A 16,457-nucleotide genomic window follows, 5' to 3' on the forward strand; every position below is an offset into this window, starting at 1 on the left:
CCTCGCGCGGATAGCGTGGGGCGATGACGATCACGAAGAGTCAAGTCACCGTCGACGACCTCACCTTCGACGTGGCCGTCGGCGGACCCGAGGACGGGCCGACGGTCCTGCTGCTGCACGGCTTCCCACACAACAGCGCGAGCTACGACGGCGTCGTGCCGATCCTCAACGACGCCGGTCTGCGCACCATCACCGTCGACCAGCGCGGTTACAGCCCGGGGGCGCGCCCCGAGGGCGTGCAGGCCTATCGCATCCCCAATCTCGTCGCCGACGTGATCGGCGTCCTCGACGCGCTGGGTGTGGCGCGCTGCCTGTTGGTCGCTCACGACTGGGGCGCCATCGTCGGATGGCAGCTCGCGGCCCGTCATCCCGAGCGGTTCACCGGATACGTCGCGGTCAGCACGGGACATGCGGGTGCCATCAGCGAGGCACTCGAGCACAGCGAGGACCAGCGCAAGAAGTCGTCGTACATCAAGTTCTTTATCGAGGAGGGCTCGGAGGAGAAACTCCTGGCCCGCAACGCCGTGCTGTTGCGGCGGACCTGCCCGCGCGACGCGATCGGACCGCTGCAGGAGCCGGGAGCGTTGACCGCGGCGCTGAATTGGTACCGGGCCAACTTCACCGGCGACATCGCCGCCAACACCGCGTGCGGGCGGATCACGATTCCCACGACGATGGTGTGGAGCGACGGCGACGAGGCGCTGGGCCGCGAGCAGGCCGAGCGCACCGGCGGTTTCGTCGACGCCGACTACCGATACGTCGAGCTGACCGGCGTCGACCACTGGGTGCCGGAGAAGGCGCCGGAACGGTTGGCCGAGCTGATCATCGAACGGGCCGAGACCGCCTAGCGGCGGCCGGGCTCAGCTCGGCGCGACCGTCTTCTTCGGCGGAGTCGCGGCGGCCGCTTTCTTCGCCGCGGCCTTCGCCGTCGGCGCGCGCAGCCCGCTCGTCAGCCACGCCTCGACCTCGGCGTAGGCCTGTTCACGCACGGCAGGCAGGGACAGGAACACGTCGTGGCGCGCGCCGGGGACGGGAACCGAGGTCAGCCGTCCGCCCAGGCATCCGGCCCATTTCGCCATATGCGACACGTCGAGAACGGCGTCGGCCCGGTCGGTCTTCGACGAATACTGCTTGGCGAAGTACGACTTGTCCGAGCGCAGCACCAGCGACGGAACGGCCACGTCGAGCCCGGTCTGCAGGAGCGCGTGCCCGTTGCGGATCGCGCGAATCCACCCGAAGGTCACCGGGAAGCCGCCGAGCGGTTTGAAGTCGAGGTTGTACTTCCACTCGCCGTGGCGGCTCTCGTGGATGCTGTCGCCATAGGCGGGGGAGAGGTCCTGCGGCAGCACCGTCAGACCGCGGGTGATGCCCACGCCGCGGATGAGCGCGGTGACCGCCGGGGTCCGCAGCGCGGCCCGGCCCTGGAGGTCGAGCCACGGGCTGTTGAGGATCAGCCCGCCGATGAGGCTGTGGCGGGTGGGATCGAGGCGGCGGAGCCGGTCGACCCAGAGCGGAACGATCAGACCGCCCGTCGAATGGGCGCCGACGATGATCTTGGGATCGTCCTCGCCGCCGCCGATACCGACCTCCTCGGCGATCACGTCGACCGCGAGTCCCAGCTCCACGTCGTAGTGGGAGAGATCGGAGACGTAGTGGGCGGTCTGTCCGTCACGTCGGGAACGCCCGCATTTGCGCAGGTCTATCGCGTAGAAGTGGTAGCCCTGCGCGACGAAGAAGTCGGCGAGCGGCTCGTGGAAGAAGTAGTCGGTGAACCCGTGGACGTAGAGCACCGCGCCCTTGGCGGCCCGTGGCCGCTTCGGGGCGCGCACCAGGGTGGCCGCGATCGGCGTCTCGCCGTCGGGGTCGGTGCCCAACTCGAAGACCCGCGAGAAGTAGCCCGGGAGTTCGGAATCGGGCTGCCAGTCCAGTGTTTGCGTCACGGTTGCCGATCGTAACCCGCTGCGGCCGACTTGTCGTTCCGCCCACAATCTCGTCGACCGGTCGCAACGGCCGACCGGCAATGGGGAACAATGACTGCATTACCGCGAAGATTGGAGTTCACGTGTCGGTATCGGTGGTCAAGACGGACGTCGTTTTGGTGGGGGCGGGCATCATGAGTGCCACGCTCGGCGCGCTCCTGCGACAGCTCGAACCCACCTGGGACATCACGCTGTTCGAGAAGCTCGACGCGGCCGCCGCGGAGAGCTCGGACCCGTGGAACAACGCCGGCACGGGTCACTCCGCGCTGTGCGAACTCAACTACACCCCCCGCGATGCCGACGGCGACGTCAACATCGACAAGGCGCTCTCCATCAACGAGCAGTTCCAGGTGTCCCGGCAGTTCTGGGCGCACGCGGTGGACAACGGGGTGCTGACCAACCCCAGCGAGTTCATCAACCCGATCCCGCACGTGAGCTTCACCCACGGCCCGGCCGGCGTCGACTACCTGCGCACCCGCTACGACCGGCTGTCGCGCCAGACCCTGTTCGAGGGCATGGAGTTCATCACCGACCCCGGCGAGTTCGCGCAGCGCCTGCCGTTGATGGCCAAGGGCCGCGACTACACCGACCCGGTCGCACTCAACTGGTTCGAAGACGGCACCGACGTCGACTTCGGCGCGCTGACCCAGCAGCTGGTCAACTACGTCGGCCAGCATGCCGACGTGTTCTTCGGGCACACCGTCACCAACCTGTCCAAGCAGCGCGACGGCAGCTGGCTGGTCAGCGTCCGCAACAACCACACCGGCGAGAAGCGCAAGATCAACGCGCAGTTCGTGTTCGTCGGCGCGGGCGGCGGCGCGCTGCACCTGCTGCAGCGGTCCGGGATCAAGGAGGCCAAGGGCTTCGGCGGATTCCCAGTCAGCGGCGAGTTCCTGCGCTGCACCAACCCCGAGCTCATCGCCGAGCACGCCGCCAAGGTATACGGCCAGGCCGCCGTCGGCGCGCCGCCCATGTCGGTGCCGCACCTGGACACCCGCGTCATCAACCACCAGCCCGGCCTGCTCTTCGGCCCGTATGCCGGTTGGTCGCCCAAATTCCTCAAGAACGGCAGCATCACCGACCTGCCCTTCTCGGTCCGCCCGGGCAACCTGCTGCCGATGATGTCGATCGCGCCGAAGGAGTTCGGCCTGCTCAAGTACCTGATCAGCGAACTCGCGGCCAGCCCCGCCGACCGGATCAACACGCTGCGCGACTTCGTCCCCGAGGCGCTCGGCTCCGACTGGGAGACGATCACCGCCGGCCAGCGCGTGCAGGTCATCCGCGGCACGGGCGTCAAGGGCGCCCTCGAATTCGGTACCGCCGTCGTCGCCGCGGGCGACGGCAGCATCGCCGGCCTGCTCGGTGCGTCGCCGGGTGCGTCGACCGCGGTTCCGGCGATGCTCGACGTGCTGCGCCAGTGCTACGGCGACCGCTTCGAATCGGAGTGGACGCCCAAGCTCACCGAGATGATCCCCTCCTTCGGCAAGTCGCTCAACGACAATCCCGCCCTGTTCAAGCAGGTGTGGGACTGGACGTCGGCGAGCTTGCAGCTGACGAAGGCCGCGGCGGGCGCCTAGGACTCCGGTGTCGACCACGGGCGAGGTTCTGCGGTACCCGTTCAGCGCCGTCGTCGGCCAGGATCGGCTCAAGCTGGCGCTGATCCTGTCGGCGATCGCCCCCGGCATCGGCGGGGTCCTGATCCGCGGCGAGAAGGGCACCGCCAAGACGACGGCCGTGCGCGGCCTCGGGCCGTTGTTGCCCGCGGGCGCCGACGGCCGGCCCGCACGGGTCGTCGAACTCCCGATCGGCGCCACCGAGGACCGGGTGATCGGTTCGCTCGACCTGGCCCGCGCGCTGCGCGACGGCGAGGCCGTCTTCACCCCCGGTCTGCTGGCGCGGGCGGACGGCGGGGTGCTCTACATCGACGAGGTCAACCTGCTCGCCGACCATCTCGTCGACGTCCTGTTGGACGCCGCGGCATCGGGTCGGGTCACCATCGAACGCGACGGGGTGTCGCACACCCAGGACGCGGAGTTCGTGCTCGTCGGGACCATGAACCCGGAAGAGGGGGAGTTGCGCCCCCAATTGCTCGACCGGTTCGGGCTGGCCGTCGACGTGGTCGCGCCCTCCGACGTCGAGGAGCGGGTGGCCGTCGTGCAGCGGCGGATGGCATTCGATGCCGATCCCGCATCCTTCATCGCCGCCCATGCCGCCGCCCAGGCGGCACTCGCCGCACAGATCGCCGCCGCCCGGGAACGCGTCCACCGGGTGGGGATCGCACCGGCCCAACTGCGCCGCATCGCGGGGATCTGCGCACATCTGCAGGTCGACGGACTGCGCGGTGACCTCGTCGTCGCCCGCGCCGCGGCGGCCCATGCTGCGTGGCGCGGGGCCGACGAGGTCGACCAGACCGACATCGCCGTCGCCGTCGAACTCGCCCTCCCGCATCGTCGGCGGCGCGACCCGTTCGACACCGGCGGGCTCGGCGAACAGGAGTTGTCCGACGCGATGGCGGCCGGTGACGAGGCGGCCGGCGAACCCGAGCCCGACCCGGACCCGGACGGCGGGCCGGACGGAGGAGGTTCGGGTGACGGCGACGCCCCGGACATCCCCGACGGCGACACCGACGGCGACACCGACGGCGGCGACACCTCCGGTGACGGGGCCGGCGACGATTCGCGCCGGTTCGGAACAGCACCGTCGCGACAGGGCCCGTCGACGCGCCTGCGGGCGATGACGGTGACCGGCATCGGCGACGGGGACCCCGGCCGGCGCTCGCGTTCGCGCACCGTGCGCGGGCACACGACGCGGGCCGTCGACTTCGAGGCCGGGTCCGCGGTCCACCTGTTCGGCACGACGCTGGCCGCCGCGCAGCGCACCGTCGGCAGCGGCACCGCCTGGCGCGCGGCCGGACGCAGCCCGGTGCGCGTCGAGGATTTGCGCGGCGCCCAGCGCGAGGGGACCGAGGGCAACCTAGTCGTCTTCGTCCTCGATCTCTCCGGCTCCATGACCGCGCGCGATCGACTGCGGGCCCTCACCGAGGCGTGTGTGGCCCTGCTGCGCGACTCGTACACCCGGCGCGACCGGGTGGCGGTCGTGGTGGCGCGCGGCTCGGGCGCGCGGGTCGTCGTCCCGCCGACGCGATCGGTCGATCTCGCGGTCGCCCGACTGAGCGATCTACGGGTCGGCGGCCGCACGCCGCTCGCCGAAGGCCTCGACGAGGCGCGCTCACTGATCGCCAACGCCCGGATCCGCGAGCCCCGGCGGCGCCCGCTGCTCGCCGTGCTCACCGATGGCCGCGCGACATCCGGTCCGCGTGCCGTCGCCCGGGCGCAGGCGGCCGCGCGGGCGGTGCGGCGCGACGGCATCGACGCGGTCGTCATCGACTGCGAACAGGGCATGATCCGGCTGGGGCTGGCGGCGGAACTGGCCCACCGCCTGGGCGGTCGGCACGTGCCGATGACCGAGCTGTCCGGGACCTCGATCCGCGACGCGCTCGGTGTGCGGAACACGCCCGCCGACCGCGTGGCGTAGCGTCTGCAGACATGCCCAAAGGAGTGCCGGTCAGCGTCCCCGACGACGGTCTGACCACCCGCCAGCGCCGCAACGCGCCCGTCCTCGGCGTCCACACCGGCGACGGCAAGGGAAAGTCCACTGCGGCCTTCGGCATGGCGATGCGCGCGTGGAACGCCGGACTGAACGTCGCCGTCTTCCAGTTCGTGAAGAGCGCCAAATGGCGCGTCGGGGAGGAGGCCGCGCTGACAGCCCTCGGCGACGTCCACGAGGCCACCGGTGCCGGTGGCCCGGTCTCCTGGTTCAAGATGGGCAGCGGATGGTCGTGGCTGCGAGCCAACTCTGCCGACGCCGACGACCACGCGGCCGCCGCGCGGGAAGGCTGGGCCGAGATCGCGCGCCGCCTGCAAGCGCAGGAACACGACTTCTACGTCCTCGACGAATTCACCTACCCGCTGGACTGGGGATGGCTCGACGTGTCCGAGGTGGTTCACACCTTGCGCGAGCGGCCCGGCCGACAGCACGTCATCGTCACCGGCCGCCGGGCGCCACAGGAATTGATCGACGCCGCCGACCTCGTCACCGAGATGGTGAAGGTCAAGCATCCGATGGACGCCGGGCGCAAGGGGCAAAAGGGGATCGAGTGGTAGCTCGCTCCGGTCCCGGCGCCGGGACCCCCGCGGTGGTGATCGCGGCGCCCGCCTCGGGGACCGGCAAGACGACCGTCACCACCGGCCTGATCGGTGCGCTGCGGGCGGCCGGGCGCACCGTCGCGCCGTTCAAGGTCGGACCCGACTACATCGACCCCGGCTATCACGCGCTGGCCGCGGGGCGACCCGGGCGCAACCTCGACCCGAACCTGGTCGGCCCCGACCTGGTTCCCGAATTGTTCGCACACGGGTCCCGCGGAGCCGACATCGCCGTCGTCGAAGGTGTGATGGGTTTGTTCGACGGCCGGATCACGCCGGGCCAGCCCAGTGGCGGCACCGGCTCCACCGCCCACGTGGCGAAGCTGCTCGGGGCGCCGGTGATCCTCGTCGTCGACGTCGCCGGGCACAGCCAGTCGCTCGCGGCGCTGCTCCACGGGTTCGCCGCCTTCGACACCGGCATCCGGCTGGCCGGGGTCATCCTCAACCGCGTCGGATCGCCGCGGCACGAAGAGGTCGTGCGGGCGGCCGCGGAGTCGGTCGGGCTGTCCGTCGTGGGGGTGCTGCGCCGCGACGACGCGCTGGCCGTGCCCTCGCGGCACCTGGGCCTCATCCCCGCCGCCGAACGCTCACCGCAGGCGCGCGCGGCGGTCGACGCGATGGCCGCCCTCGTCGCCGATTCGGTGGACCTGGCAGCGGTCGAGGCGATCGCACAGGATGCGGGCGAGTCTCCCGGACCGGCGTGGTCGGCGGCCGACGCGGTCGGGGAACCGGTGCCGGGCAGTCCCGTCGTCGCCGTCGCCGCGGGACGGGCCTTCACCTTCGGCTACCCCGAGCACGCCGAGCTGCTGACCGCGGCCGGGGCCCGCGTCGTCGAGTTCGACCCGCTCACCGATCCGCTCCCCGCGCAGACGGCGGCCCTGGTCCTGGGCGGCGGCTTCCCGGAGGAACACGCCGACGAGCTGAGCGCCAATCGGCCGCTGCGCGAGGCGGTGCGTTCCCATGTCGCGGCCGGCCGGCCGGTACACGCCGAGTGCGCCGGGTACCTCTACCTCACCTCCGGGGTCGCGCGAAACGGCCGACCCGGCCCCGAACTGGCCGGGGCGCTGCCCGCATCGGGGAGCTTCGCCGACCGACTCACCCTGGGGTATCGCGACGGCGTCGCGGTGACCGATTCGGTTCTCTACCGCGCGGGCGAACGGGTCACCGGTCACGAGTTCCACCGCGCCACCGTGCCCTCCTCCGCGACGCCGGCCTGGGGATGGCGCGCCGACGGGACATGCGTCGACGGACACGTGCACGCGGGGGTGCACGCCTCCTTCCTCCACGTGCATCCGGCGGCGGTACCGGCCGCGATCAAGAGGTTCGTCGCGGCGGCGGCTCGCGCGACGCCCCGGGAAAGGGTGTATCGATGACCGACGAACCGGACGACCCGCGGACCGCGCTCGACGATCTGCACACCACCCTCAACACCTTGGCGCGGCACAGCTTGGGGCCGGAGAAGGCGCGCGACCTGCTGGAATCGGTGCTGGTCGTCAGTCAGGGACTGGACCTGGACCAGGCGCTGCAACGCATCGCCGACGTCGCCGCGCGCGTCCTCGACGCCCGCTACGCCGCGCTGGGCGTCCGCGCCGCCGATGGCGGCCTGCGCGCCTTCGTGCACACCGGCATCTCGCCGGAGGTGCGCGCCACGATGGGCTCGTTGCCGCGCGGCCGAGGGGTGCTGGGGGTGTTGATCAACGACCCGAAAGTCCTGCGGATACCGGACCTGTCGAAGCATCCGGCATCGGTCGGGTTCCCGCCCAACCACCCGCCGATGCGCAGCTTCCTGGGCGCCCCGATCCTGATCCGCGGGGAGGTGTTCGGGAGCATCTACCTGACGGAGAAGCGGACGGCGCCGGCCTTCTCCGCGGTCGACGAGGCGCTGATCGGTGTGCTCGCCGTCGCCGCCGGTATCGCCGTCGACAACGCGCGGGGCTTCGAGCGCGCCCGCATCCGGCACACCTGGATGGAGCTCATCGCCCGCCGCGGGGCGGAGCCGCTGGCGGGCATCAGCCTGGTGGCCAACCTCAACAGCATGTGCGCCGACGTCGCCGAGCTGACCGGCGCCCGCGCCGTGTACGTGTATCAGACCGAGGATTCCGCGGCCACGCTGCGGGCGAACTGGGGCTGGCCGGGACCGGTGGACGCGGTGCGATTCGGCGAGGCGATCACCGAGAGCGCCCAGCTGCGGGTGGTGGCCGACGACGAGATGCCGGGTTGGGGCGACCCGCAGGGCGGCTGGTTGACCCTGGTCCCGCTGGTCCGCGGACCGTGGGTCTACGGGGCGATCGTGATCCATCAGGACACCAAGCCGGATTGGGAGGCCGAGGAGCGCTCCGGGCTGGCCGGGGTCGCCGAGATCGCCTCGCTGGCCATCGCCTATGCCGAGCGGCGCGAGATGGGCCGCCGCCTCGAAGTGCTCGAAGACCGGCACCGCATCGCGCGCGACCTGCACGACCACGTCATCCAGCGGCTGTTCGCGATGGGCCTCTCGCTCCAGGCGCTCGCCGCGCAGGGCAAACCGGGGGACACGGCCGACGCGAGCGACCGCCTGGCCCAGGTGCTCAGCGACCTCGACGGGACGATCGCACAGATCCGCACCTCGATCTTCGACCTGCAGACCGGCGACTCGTCGCGGTCGCCGACGTTGCGCCGGCGTGTGTTGGCGGTCGTCGGGCAGGTCTCCGGACATGCCGAGGTCACGCCGATGGTGCGGTTCGACGGTCCGGTGGACACCGTCGTCGTCCCCGAGTTGGCGAGCCACGTCGACGCGGTGGTGCGCGAGGGCGTGAGCAACGCGCTGCGACACTCCGGCGCGGATCGGATCGAGGTGCGCGTCGTCGCCGAGCCGCGCGCCGGGGAGCTGATCGTCGAGGTCACCGACGACGGGCGCGGGATCAGCCCCGGGGTGCGCCGCAGCGGCCTGGAGAACCTGCGCATGCGCGCCCAGGAGTGGGAGGGCGAGTTCACCGTCGGGCCCGGACTCAACGGGCGCGGCACCCGGTTGTTGTGGCAGGTCCCGCTCGTCGAGCAGAAACGCGACTAGCGAGGGTTTACGGGACGGGCACCGCGGGGGCGGGAACGCTCACCGGACCGGGCACGGCGAGGGGCTCGATGTCGCCGATCGTGTGGATGCTCGAATGCCAACCCGGTTGATAGCGGTTTCCCCGCACGTCGACCCCCGGCGTCTGCAGCTCGCAGGTGATCGCCGTGATGGGGAAACCGGCCTTCAACTCGTTACACAGATTCCGGTTCACCGTCTCCCAGAACGGATTGCTGGCGAAATCGCCGTTGGTGAGGCGGTCGATGACGACCTCGCGCAGATGGAGGTAGTTGGGGAGTTCGGACTCGGCCAGATCGTCGTTGTAGCGGTAGCGGGCGAAGAAGTTGAGTTCGTGGCCGTGCTGGTTGGGACTCTGCAGGGAATTGATCTGGAACATGAACTCGCGCTTGGCGGCGTGGTCGGTACCGCCGGCCGTCGCCCGTCCGATCAGGACGCCGGCCGCCAGCGCGACGGCTAGCCCCGTGATCACGGCAAGGGTGCGGAACGATCGGCCGGGCGGGCGGATCGCAACGGTCGTCTCGGTCATTTGCCCGCCTGCGACGCCTTGGTGGCGAGGACGGCCACCTGGGTGCGGCTGGACAGGTCGAGCTTGGCCAGGATGCGGGTCACGTTGTTCTTGATGGTCTTCTCGGCCAGATGCATGCGCTTGGCGATGATCCGATTGGTGAGGCCCTCGCCGATCAAGTCGACGATCTCGCGCTCGCGCTCGGTCAACTTGCCGAACGGGTCGGTGGGAGTGGCCGAACGCCCGCGCAGGCGCTCCATCAGGGCGGCGGTGCTGCGCTGGTCGAGCAGGTTGCCGCCGCCGGCGACCGTGTGCACAGCGGCCACCAGGTTCTGCCCGAGGATCTGCTTCAGCACGAAGCCGGAGGCGCCGGCCATCACCGCGGCCAACAGGGCGTCGTCGTCGGCATAGCTGGTGAGCATGAGGCAGTGCGTGTCCGGGCAGGCCGAACGCACGTCGCGGCACAGCTCGACACCGCTGCCGTCGGGCAAGCGCACGTCGAGGATGGCGACGTCGGGCGGATTGGCGGTGATGCCGACGAGTGCCTCGGCGACGTTGGCCGCCTCGCCGATGACCTCCAGGTCGTCGGCGGTTCCCAAGAGGTCGCGCAGGCCACGGCGGACCAACTCGTGGTCATCGACGATGAAGACGCGCACGGGTGCATCGGACATATCTAGAAGGTACCCGGTGATGGCGCTTTACCTGCACCGACGAGCCGCCTCGGGCCCGCGCCGCGGACGTGGGTCCCCGTCGCGCCGGGACAGATGTCGTGGGGCGATCAGGACTTTGGACTCATGCGCCGGCCCCCGCTCGTCGGCAGTCTCAAGACTATGACCGCAACCGATGTGATCTCGCTGACCGAAAAAATGGAGGGCAAGGATCTCCTCGCGGAACTCGAGCCCGTCGCCGCGCGCGAGGTGGACCGCCACATGAAGGTGGCCGTCGACTGGATGCCGCACGACTACGTGCCGTGGGACGAGGGCCGCAACTTCGCCTTCCTCGGCGGCGAGGATTGGGACCCGGGACAGTCGGAGCTGTCGGAGACCGCCAAGGCGGCGATGATCACCAATCTGCTCACCGAGGACAACCTGCCGTCGTATCACCGGGTGATCGCCGAGAACTTCTCCCTCGACGACGCCTGGGGCTTCTGGGTGGGCCGGTGGACCGCCGAGGAAGCGCGCCACTCCATCGTCATGCGCGACTACCTGGTCGTCACCCGCGGCGTCGATCCCGTCGAGTTGGAGAACACCCGGCTGGTCCACATGACGCACGGCTACGACCCGATCGACCACGCCCGCGAGGTACACAAGCTCGAGCCGGCGTTCCACCAGCACACCGCCCTGGAGATGCTGCTCTCGGTCACCTACGTCAGTTTCCAGGAGTTGGCGACGCGCGTGAGCCACCGCAACACCGGCAAGGCGTGCGGGGATCCGATCGCCGATCGGCTGCTGCAGCGCGTCGCGGCCGACGAGCACCTGCACATGACCTTCTACCGCAACATCGTGTCCGCGGCGCTCGACGTGGTGCCCGACTTGGCGATGGCCGCGATCTACTCGATCGTCTCCAACTTCGCCATGCCGGGGGCGACGATGCCCAACTTCCGCCGCAACGCGGTGCTGATCGCCCGCGACGGCATCTACGACCTGCCGCAGCACCGCACCGAGGTCCTCGAACCGGTGTTGAAGAAGTGGCGGATCTTCACCCGCGACGACTTCGGCCCGACCGGCCAGTACTACCGCGACGAGCTCGCCAAGTTCCTCGCCGAACTCGACGTGAAGGTCGACAAATTCGAGGCGTCGCGCGAGCGCGCCCTGGAGCGGTTGCAGGCGAAGGCCGATCGCGACCGGGCCCGGGCGCGGTCATGACGATCACCGGATTCGACACGGCCATCACGATGGCCGAGGCGGCCGCCTGCGAGAACCCGACCTGGTGGAACGAGGTGCGCAACCACGACGCCGACGCGGGCTACGCCAGCTCGGTACTGCTCGCCGAGTTCATCCGCAGCTACGCCCACCAGATGGGCGTGCCGGTCAGCGATGTGTGGACGCGGATCCGCGCGACGGGCGAACTGCCGATCTGAGGCCGCCGGTAGGCTGTTCGCCTATGGCAGCCGACGACCCCGGTGCGGGGCACTACCTCGCGGGACTGAACCTTTCCGGGCGCAAAGTCGTCGTGGTCGGGGGCGGGTCCGTCGCCCAGCGCAGGTTGCCGAACCTCCTCGCCGCGGGCGCCGAGGTCGTCGTCATCGCCGTCGACCCGACGCCGGCGGTCGAGGCCAATCCGCGCGTGCGGGTGGACCGCCGCGCATACACCGACGGCGATCTCGACGGCGCCTGGTATGTCCTGGCCTGCACCGACGACCCCGCAGTCAACGCTGCGGTCGTCGACGAGGCGACGCGGCGGCATATCTTCTGCGTCCGCGCCGACGACGCCCGGCTGGGCACCGCGGTGACCCCGGCCAGCAGTCGCGCCGACGGGTTGACGCTGGGCGTCCTGGCCTCGGGCGACCACCGCCGTTCCGCGGCCGTGCGCGACCGCCTCAGCGCGGTCCTGGCCGGCGGCACCCCGGGGGCCGACCCGGTGCCCGCGCAGTCGCACGCACCGGGGGTCGCGCTGGTGGGCGGGGGACCGGGGGCACCGGATCTCATCACCGTGCGCGGCCGCGAACTGCTGCGGCGGGCCGACGTCGTCGTCGCCGATCGCTTGGCGCCCGCCGAACTCCTCGCCGAACTCGGTCCCGACGTCGAGGTCGTCGACGCGGCCAAGGTGCCCTACGGGCGCGCGATGCGGCAGGAGGCCATCAACACCGTTCTGGTCGACCGGGCGAAGGCCGGGAAGTTCGTCGTCCGCCTCAAGGGTGGGGACCCCTACGTCTACGGCCGGGGCTTCGAGGAGTTGCAGGCATGCGTCGACGCGGGTGTCCCGGTGACCGTCGTGCCCGGTGTGACGAGCGCGATCTCCGCGCCCGCGCTGGGGGGCATCCCGGTGACGCACCGCGGGGTGACCCACGAGGTGGTCATCGTGTCCGGGCACGTGCGCCCCGACCACCCGGATTCGCTCACCGACTGGTCGGCCCTGGCCCGGCTGCGCGGCACGATCGTGTTGATGATGGCGGTCGAGCGCATCGACGCCTTCGCCGACGCCCTGCTCGCCGGCGGACGCGACCCGCAGACGCCGGTCGCGATGATCGAGAACGCATCGCTGCCCACCCAGCGCGTGCTGAGTTCCGACCTCGCGCATGCCGCCGCGGCGGCCGCGCGGGACGGATTGGCTCCGCCGGCGATCGTGGTCATCGGGGAGGTCGCGGGGTTCGTCGACGGCCGGTGACCCGGTGCCGACCGCGCTGCGGAGATGCCGCGCAGGCTGGGCGCGCCCTAGATGAGGCGCAGAATGCCGATGACCACCAGCAGGACGGCGACGAGGTAACCGGCTGCGCGGACCACCAGGTCCTTGTGGGCGCGGGCGGTTTCGAAACCACGCCCGACGAGGGAGTTGGGCGTGCGGCGGACCAGGCCGAGCAGTAGCGCGGCGAGGATCGGCAGGCTGAGGGCCACGGTCGCGTACAGGAACAGCCCGCAATACCGCTGGGCGGGCGGGATGTCGCTGGCGGAGAGCACGGCCAATCCGGCGAAGAACGGCACCGACGTCGCCGACTGGATCGCGCCCAGGATCAGTCCGACGAGCACCGTCAACGGGGACGGGGACCGCAGCGGTTCGAGTATCCGGTTGATCAGCGCAGACGAATCGCCGCCGCGCAGGGTCAGGAGCGCAGTGAGGACACCGGTGAGGATCAGCAGGATGCCGAACACGGCGGAGTCGACGATGTGCTTGACGAATTCGCCGAGGCCGTCGAAGGCGAGCAGCACCACCAGCGCCAGGAGTAGCACGCCCAGCCAGTCGCCGAGGATCAGCAGACTCGCGATGGGGACGTAGCGCCCCTTGGCCGCCATCATGGCGAGGGCGACGAGAACGCCGATGAGCAGGACGTTCACCGCATCGACGAACGCGTAGGCCAGGGCATGGAGCATTGCTTGTCGCTCTCCGATCGTGGTCCTGGTCGCGGGCGTCTACCCGGCCAGAGTCTAACGGGCCGGACCGTTTGCGCCAGCATCGGCGATTGGGGCCTGTGACGGCCGCCACTTCCGTGCGGCGGCGCCGGCGGAGGTGTGGGCGCCTAGTCGGTGAGGACCACGACTGTCGTCGGATCGGCGATCTCGACGCGCTGACCGGCGTCGGAGAGGACCGCGGTGACCCCGTCGACGTCGACGACCCGACGCCGGGTGCGCACCAGCTCGCGCGCCACGAGTCCCTTGCAATGCTTGTTGAAGTGGCTGACGACCGATCGCGAACCGTCCGGCTTCTCGGTCATCACGGTGACGGTCACCGCGCCGGGCACACGGCCCAGGTTCTGGTAGGCGCCCGAGCGCAGGTCGACGACGAACTCGTCGAGGCCGGCGAAGACGTCGCGGAGCACCGGCTTCCACGTGGTGGTCAGTGTCGGCTCACCCGGCAGCTTCGACCCGGCGGAGAGTCGATAGGCGGGGATCGGGTCGGCGGCGCCCAGCGGGCCGAACAGCGCAGACCCCACGAGGATCCGGTCGAGGGCCTTGGTCTTCGTCGGTTTCGTCATGCCCGGGTAGTCCAACGCGTCGTAGAGGACCCCGGTGTAGCGCTCGACCGCCGGTCGCGTCGGCGCCTCCCACAGCTCGGCGTTGCGGTCGACCTCCGCGATCGCGGTGGCACCCAGACCGAGGGCCGCGCGACTGGCGTCGAGATCGGCCGACAGCGCGACGAGCGCGTCGACGAGGTGGCGCCGCGTCGCGGTGGCTTCGGGAAACGACAGCGAGCCCAGGTTCAGCGGGGCACCGGCGCCGCCGTCCGATTTGGTTTCCGATGGGGGCAGGATCACGCGCACCCCAGCACCCTAGTCAACGCCGCCGATCACTAAGCTGGTGCCTCGTGATCACCCGAATGTCGACGCTGTTCCTGCGCACCCTGCGAGACGATCCCGCCGATGCGGAAGTCCCGTCGCACAAGCTGCTGGTGCGCGCCGGCTACATCCGCCGCGCCGCCCCCGGCGTCTACGAGTGGCTGCCGCTGGGCCTGCGCGTCTTCCGCAACATCGAGAACGTGGTGCGGCAGGAGATGAACGCCATCGGCGCACAGGAGATCCTGTTGCCCGCGCTGCTGCCCCGCGAACCGTACGAGAAGACGGGCCGCTGGAGCGAGTATGGCTCGGCCTTGTTCCGCCTGCAGGACCGCAAGGGCGCCGACATGATGCTCGGACCCACGCACGAGGAGATCTTCACCCAGCTCGTGAAGGGCGAGTTCAGCTCGTACAAGGACCTGCCGGTCACGCTGTACCAGATCCAGACCAAGTATCGCGACGAGGAGCGCCCGCGTGCCGGCCTGTTGCGCGGCCGCGAGTTCACGATGAAGGACTCCTACTCCTTCGACCTCGACGACGCCGGGTTGCAGAAGTCCTACGAGGCGCATCGCTCCGCCTACCAGCGCATCTTCGACCGGCTGATGATCACCTACGTCATCTGCGCGGCGACCTCCGGCGCCATGGGCGGCAGCGCCTCCGAGGAATTCCTCGCCGAATGCGAGGTCGGCGAGGACACCTTCGTCCGCAGCACCGAGTCCGGCTACGCGGCCAACGTCGAGGCCGTGCTCACCCCGGTCCCGGAAGACCTGCCGACCGACGGGCTGCCCCGGCCCGCCGTCCACGACACCGGTGACACGCCGACCATCGACACCCTCGTCGACTGGGCCAACGGTGCATTGGACGGCACCTTCACCGCCGCCGACACCCTCAAGAACGTGCTGGTGAAGATCCGTAAGCCCGGCGAGGACTGGCAGATCACCGGCATCGGCGTTCCCGGCGACCGCGAGGTCGACATGAAACGCCTTGAGGCGGCGGTCGAACCGGCCGAGGTCGAGTTGCTCGGCGACGCCGATTTCGCCGCCAACCCCGCGCTGGTGCGCGGCTACATCGGCCCCAAGGGTGTGCAGGCCGCGGGCGGGACCTACCTGGTCGACCCGCGCGTCGTCACCGGCACCCGCTGGATCACCGGTGCCGACGAGCAGGGCAAGCACGTCGTCGACCTCGTCGCCGGTCGCGACTTCACCCCCGACGGCGTCATCGAGGCCGCCGAGGTCCGCGACGGCGATCCCTCGCCGGACGGCAAGGGAGTCCTGCAGTCGGCCCGCGGGATCGAGATCGGCCACATCTTCCAGCTCGGCCGCAAGTACACCGACGCCTTCGAGTTCGACGTCCTCGGCGAGAACGGCAAGCCGGTGCGGGTCACCATGGGCTCCTATGGCGTGGGCGTCTCGCGTTTGGTCGCGGTCATCGCCGAGCAGATGCACGACGAGAAGGGGCTGCGCTGGCCGCGCGAGGTCGCGCCGTTCGAATGCCATGTCGTGATCGCCAACAAGGACGAGGCGGCCGTCGCGGGCGCCCAGGCGCTCGTCGCCGAACTCGACGCCGCCGGGGTCGACGTGCTCTTCGACGACCGCAAGGCCTCACCCGGAGTGAAGTTCAAGGATGCCGAACTACTCGGTGTGCCGACGGTCGTCGTGGTGGGCCGCGGGTTCGCCGACGGGAAGGTCGAGATCCGCGACCGCCTGACCGGCGAGACCTCCGAGATCCCGGTCGCCGACGCCGTGGCCGTCATCACCGCGGCCGTGCGCGGCTGATCGGG

15 protein-coding genes are annotated in these 16,457 nt (G+C 70.6%); 10 read left to right on the forward strand and 5 right to left on the reverse strand.

The window, feature by feature from the left end; translation table 11 throughout:
- Positions 1–23 precede the first annotated feature (23 nt).
- Entirely contained in the window at positions 24–848 is an 825-nt protein-coding gene (locus HUN08_RS07565; RefSeq protein ID WP_124247380.1) for an alpha/beta fold hydrolase, read from the forward strand.
- 12 nt (positions 849–860) lie between these two features.
- On the opposite strand, the gene HUN08_RS07570 is transcribed toward HUN08_RS07565, so the two are convergent.
- Positions 861–1,940, reverse strand: a complete 1,080-nt coding sequence (locus tag HUN08_RS07570; protein WP_124247379.1) for an alpha/beta hydrolase — start codon at positions 1,938–1,940, stop codon at positions 861–863.
- 122 nt (positions 1,941–2,062) lie between these two features.
- On the opposite strand from HUN08_RS07570, the gene mqo reads away from it, so the two are divergent.
- Genes mqo through HUN08_RS07590 form a run of 5 tightly spaced genes read left to right on the forward strand, consistent with a single transcriptional unit; the run spans position 2,063 to position 9,227 of the window.
- Entirely contained in the window at positions 2,063–3,556 is a 1,494-nt protein-coding gene (gene mqo / locus HUN08_RS07575; protein WP_124247378.1) for a malate dehydrogenase (quinone), read from the forward strand.
- Positions 3,557–3,563: 7 nt separating this feature from the next.
- Positions 3,564–5,513, forward strand: a complete 1,950-nt coding sequence (locus HUN08_RS07580) for a VWA domain-containing protein (protein WP_124247377.1) — start codon at positions 3,564–3,566, stop codon at positions 5,511–5,513.
- Positions 5,514–5,524: 11 nt separating this feature from the next.
- A complete protein-coding gene (gene cobO / locus HUN08_RS18360) occupies positions 5,525–6,142 on the forward strand; it encodes a cob(I)yrinic acid a,c-diamide adenosyltransferase (RefSeq protein ID WP_124247376.1) in 618 nt (205 codons plus the stop codon).
- Positions 6,136–7,554, forward strand: coding sequence for a cobyrinate a,c-diamide synthase (locus tag HUN08_RS07585; protein WP_301546940.1), 1,419 nt, complete (start codon positions 6,136–6,138; stop codon positions 7,552–7,554). The genes cobO and HUN08_RS07585 overlap by 7 nt, the downstream gene beginning before the upstream one ends.
- A complete protein-coding gene (locus HUN08_RS07590; RefSeq protein WP_124247374.1) occupies positions 7,551–9,227 on the forward strand; it encodes a GAF domain-containing protein in 1,677 nt (558 codons plus the stop codon). Before HUN08_RS07585 ends, HUN08_RS07590 begins: the two co-directional genes overlap by 4 nt.
- A gap of 7 nt (positions 9,228–9,234) precedes the next feature.
- On the opposite strand, the gene HUN08_RS07595 is transcribed toward HUN08_RS07590, so the two are convergent.
- Positions 9,235–9,771 carry a hypothetical protein gene (locus HUN08_RS07595; protein WP_124247373.1) on the reverse strand — a complete coding sequence of 179 codons (537 nt, stop codon included), beginning with the start codon at positions 9,769–9,771 and terminating at the stop codon, positions 9,235–9,237.
- On the reverse strand, positions 9,768–10,421 hold the full coding sequence (locus HUN08_RS07600; protein ID WP_124247372.1) for a response regulator transcription factor: 654 nt from the start codon (positions 10,419–10,421) through the stop codon (positions 9,768–9,770). The genes HUN08_RS07595 and HUN08_RS07600 overlap by 4 nt, the downstream gene beginning before the upstream one ends.
- A 159-nt stretch (positions 10,422–10,580) precedes the next feature.
- On the opposite strand from HUN08_RS07600, the gene HUN08_RS07605 reads away from it, so the two are divergent.
- Genes HUN08_RS07605 through cobA form a run of 3 tightly spaced genes read left to right on the forward strand, consistent with a single transcriptional unit; the run spans position 10,581 to position 13,077 of the window.
- Positions 10,581–11,615, forward strand: coding sequence for an acyl-ACP desaturase (locus tag HUN08_RS07605; protein ID WP_124247371.1), 1,035 nt, complete (start codon positions 10,581–10,583; stop codon positions 11,613–11,615).
- Positions 11,612–11,830 carry a hypothetical protein gene (locus HUN08_RS07610; protein ID WP_124247370.1) on the forward strand — a complete coding sequence of 73 codons (219 nt, stop codon included), beginning with the start codon at positions 11,612–11,614 and terminating at the stop codon, positions 11,828–11,830. Before HUN08_RS07605 ends, HUN08_RS07610 begins: the two co-directional genes overlap by 4 nt.
- Before the next feature lie 23 nt (positions 11,831–11,853).
- Complete coding sequence (gene cobA, locus HUN08_RS07615) at positions 11,854–13,077, forward strand: uroporphyrinogen-III C-methyltransferase (protein ID WP_124247369.1); 1,224 nt, start codon at positions 11,854–11,856, stop codon at positions 13,075–13,077.
- Between the two features lie 47 nt (positions 13,078–13,124).
- Here the strand turns inward: cobA and HUN08_RS07620 are convergent, their stop codons facing one another.
- Together HUN08_RS07620 and yaaA are read right to left on the reverse strand one after the other, a co-directional pair.
- The gene (locus HUN08_RS07620) at positions 13,125–13,778 is read right to left on the reverse strand and encodes a hypothetical protein (RefSeq protein WP_124247368.1); all 654 of its coding nucleotides are present in this window, start codon (positions 13,776–13,778) and stop codon (positions 13,125–13,127) included.
- Positions 13,779–13,924: 146 nt separating this feature from the next.
- On the reverse strand, positions 13,925–14,665 hold the full coding sequence (gene yaaA, locus HUN08_RS07625; RefSeq protein ID WP_124247367.1) for a YaaA family protein: 741 nt from the start codon (positions 14,663–14,665) through the stop codon (positions 13,925–13,927).
- A 44-nt stretch (positions 14,666–14,709) separates the two neighbouring features.
- On the opposite strand from yaaA, the gene HUN08_RS07630 reads away from it, so the two are divergent.
- A complete protein-coding gene (locus HUN08_RS07630; RefSeq protein ID WP_124247366.1) occupies positions 14,710–16,452 on the forward strand; it encodes a proline--tRNA ligase in 1,743 nt (580 codons plus the stop codon).
- Positions 16,453–16,457: the final 5 nt, after the last annotated feature.

The organism is Gordonia sp. X0973 (genome assembly GCF_013348785.1).
Classification (GTDB): domain Bacteria; phylum Actinomycetota; class Actinomycetes; order Mycobacteriales; family Mycobacteriaceae; genus Gordonia.

What these genes read in the sequence shown, in the direction of transcription:
- HUN08_RS07620 (WP_124247368.1), bottom strand. Translation starts at nt 13,778, where the DNA reads ATGCTCCATGCCCTGGCCTACGCGTTCGTCGATGCGGTGAACGTCCTG.
- HUN08_RS07610 (WP_124247370.1), top strand. Translation starts at nt 11,612, where the DNA reads ATGACGATCACCGGATTCGACACGGCCATCACGATGGCCGAGGCGGCC.
- HUN08_RS07605 (WP_124247371.1), top strand. Translation starts at nt 10,581, where the DNA reads ATGACCGCAACCGATGTGATCTCGCTGACCGAAAAAATGGAGGGCAAG.
- HUN08_RS07600 (WP_124247372.1), bottom strand. Translation starts at nt 10,421, where the DNA reads ATGTCCGATGCACCCGTGCGCGTCTTCATCGTCGATGACCACGAGTTG.
- cobO (WP_124247376.1), top strand. Translation starts at nt 5,525, where the DNA reads ATGCCCAAAGGAGTGCCGGTCAGCGTCCCCGACGACGGTCTGACCACC.
- cobA (WP_124247369.1), top strand. Translation starts at nt 11,854, where the DNA reads ATGGCAGCCGACGACCCCGGTGCGGGGCACTACCTCGCGGGACTGAAC.
- HUN08_RS07595 (WP_124247373.1), bottom strand. Translation starts at nt 9,771, where the DNA reads ATGACCGAGACGACCGTTGCGATCCGCCCGCCCGGCCGATCGTTCCGC.
- HUN08_RS07590 (WP_124247374.1), top strand. Translation starts at nt 7,551, where the DNA reads ATGACCGACGAACCGGACGACCCGCGGACCGCGCTCGACGATCTGCAC.
- HUN08_RS07565 (WP_124247380.1), top strand. Translation starts at nt 24, where the DNA reads ATGACGATCACGAAGAGTCAAGTCACCGTCGACGACCTCACCTTCGAC.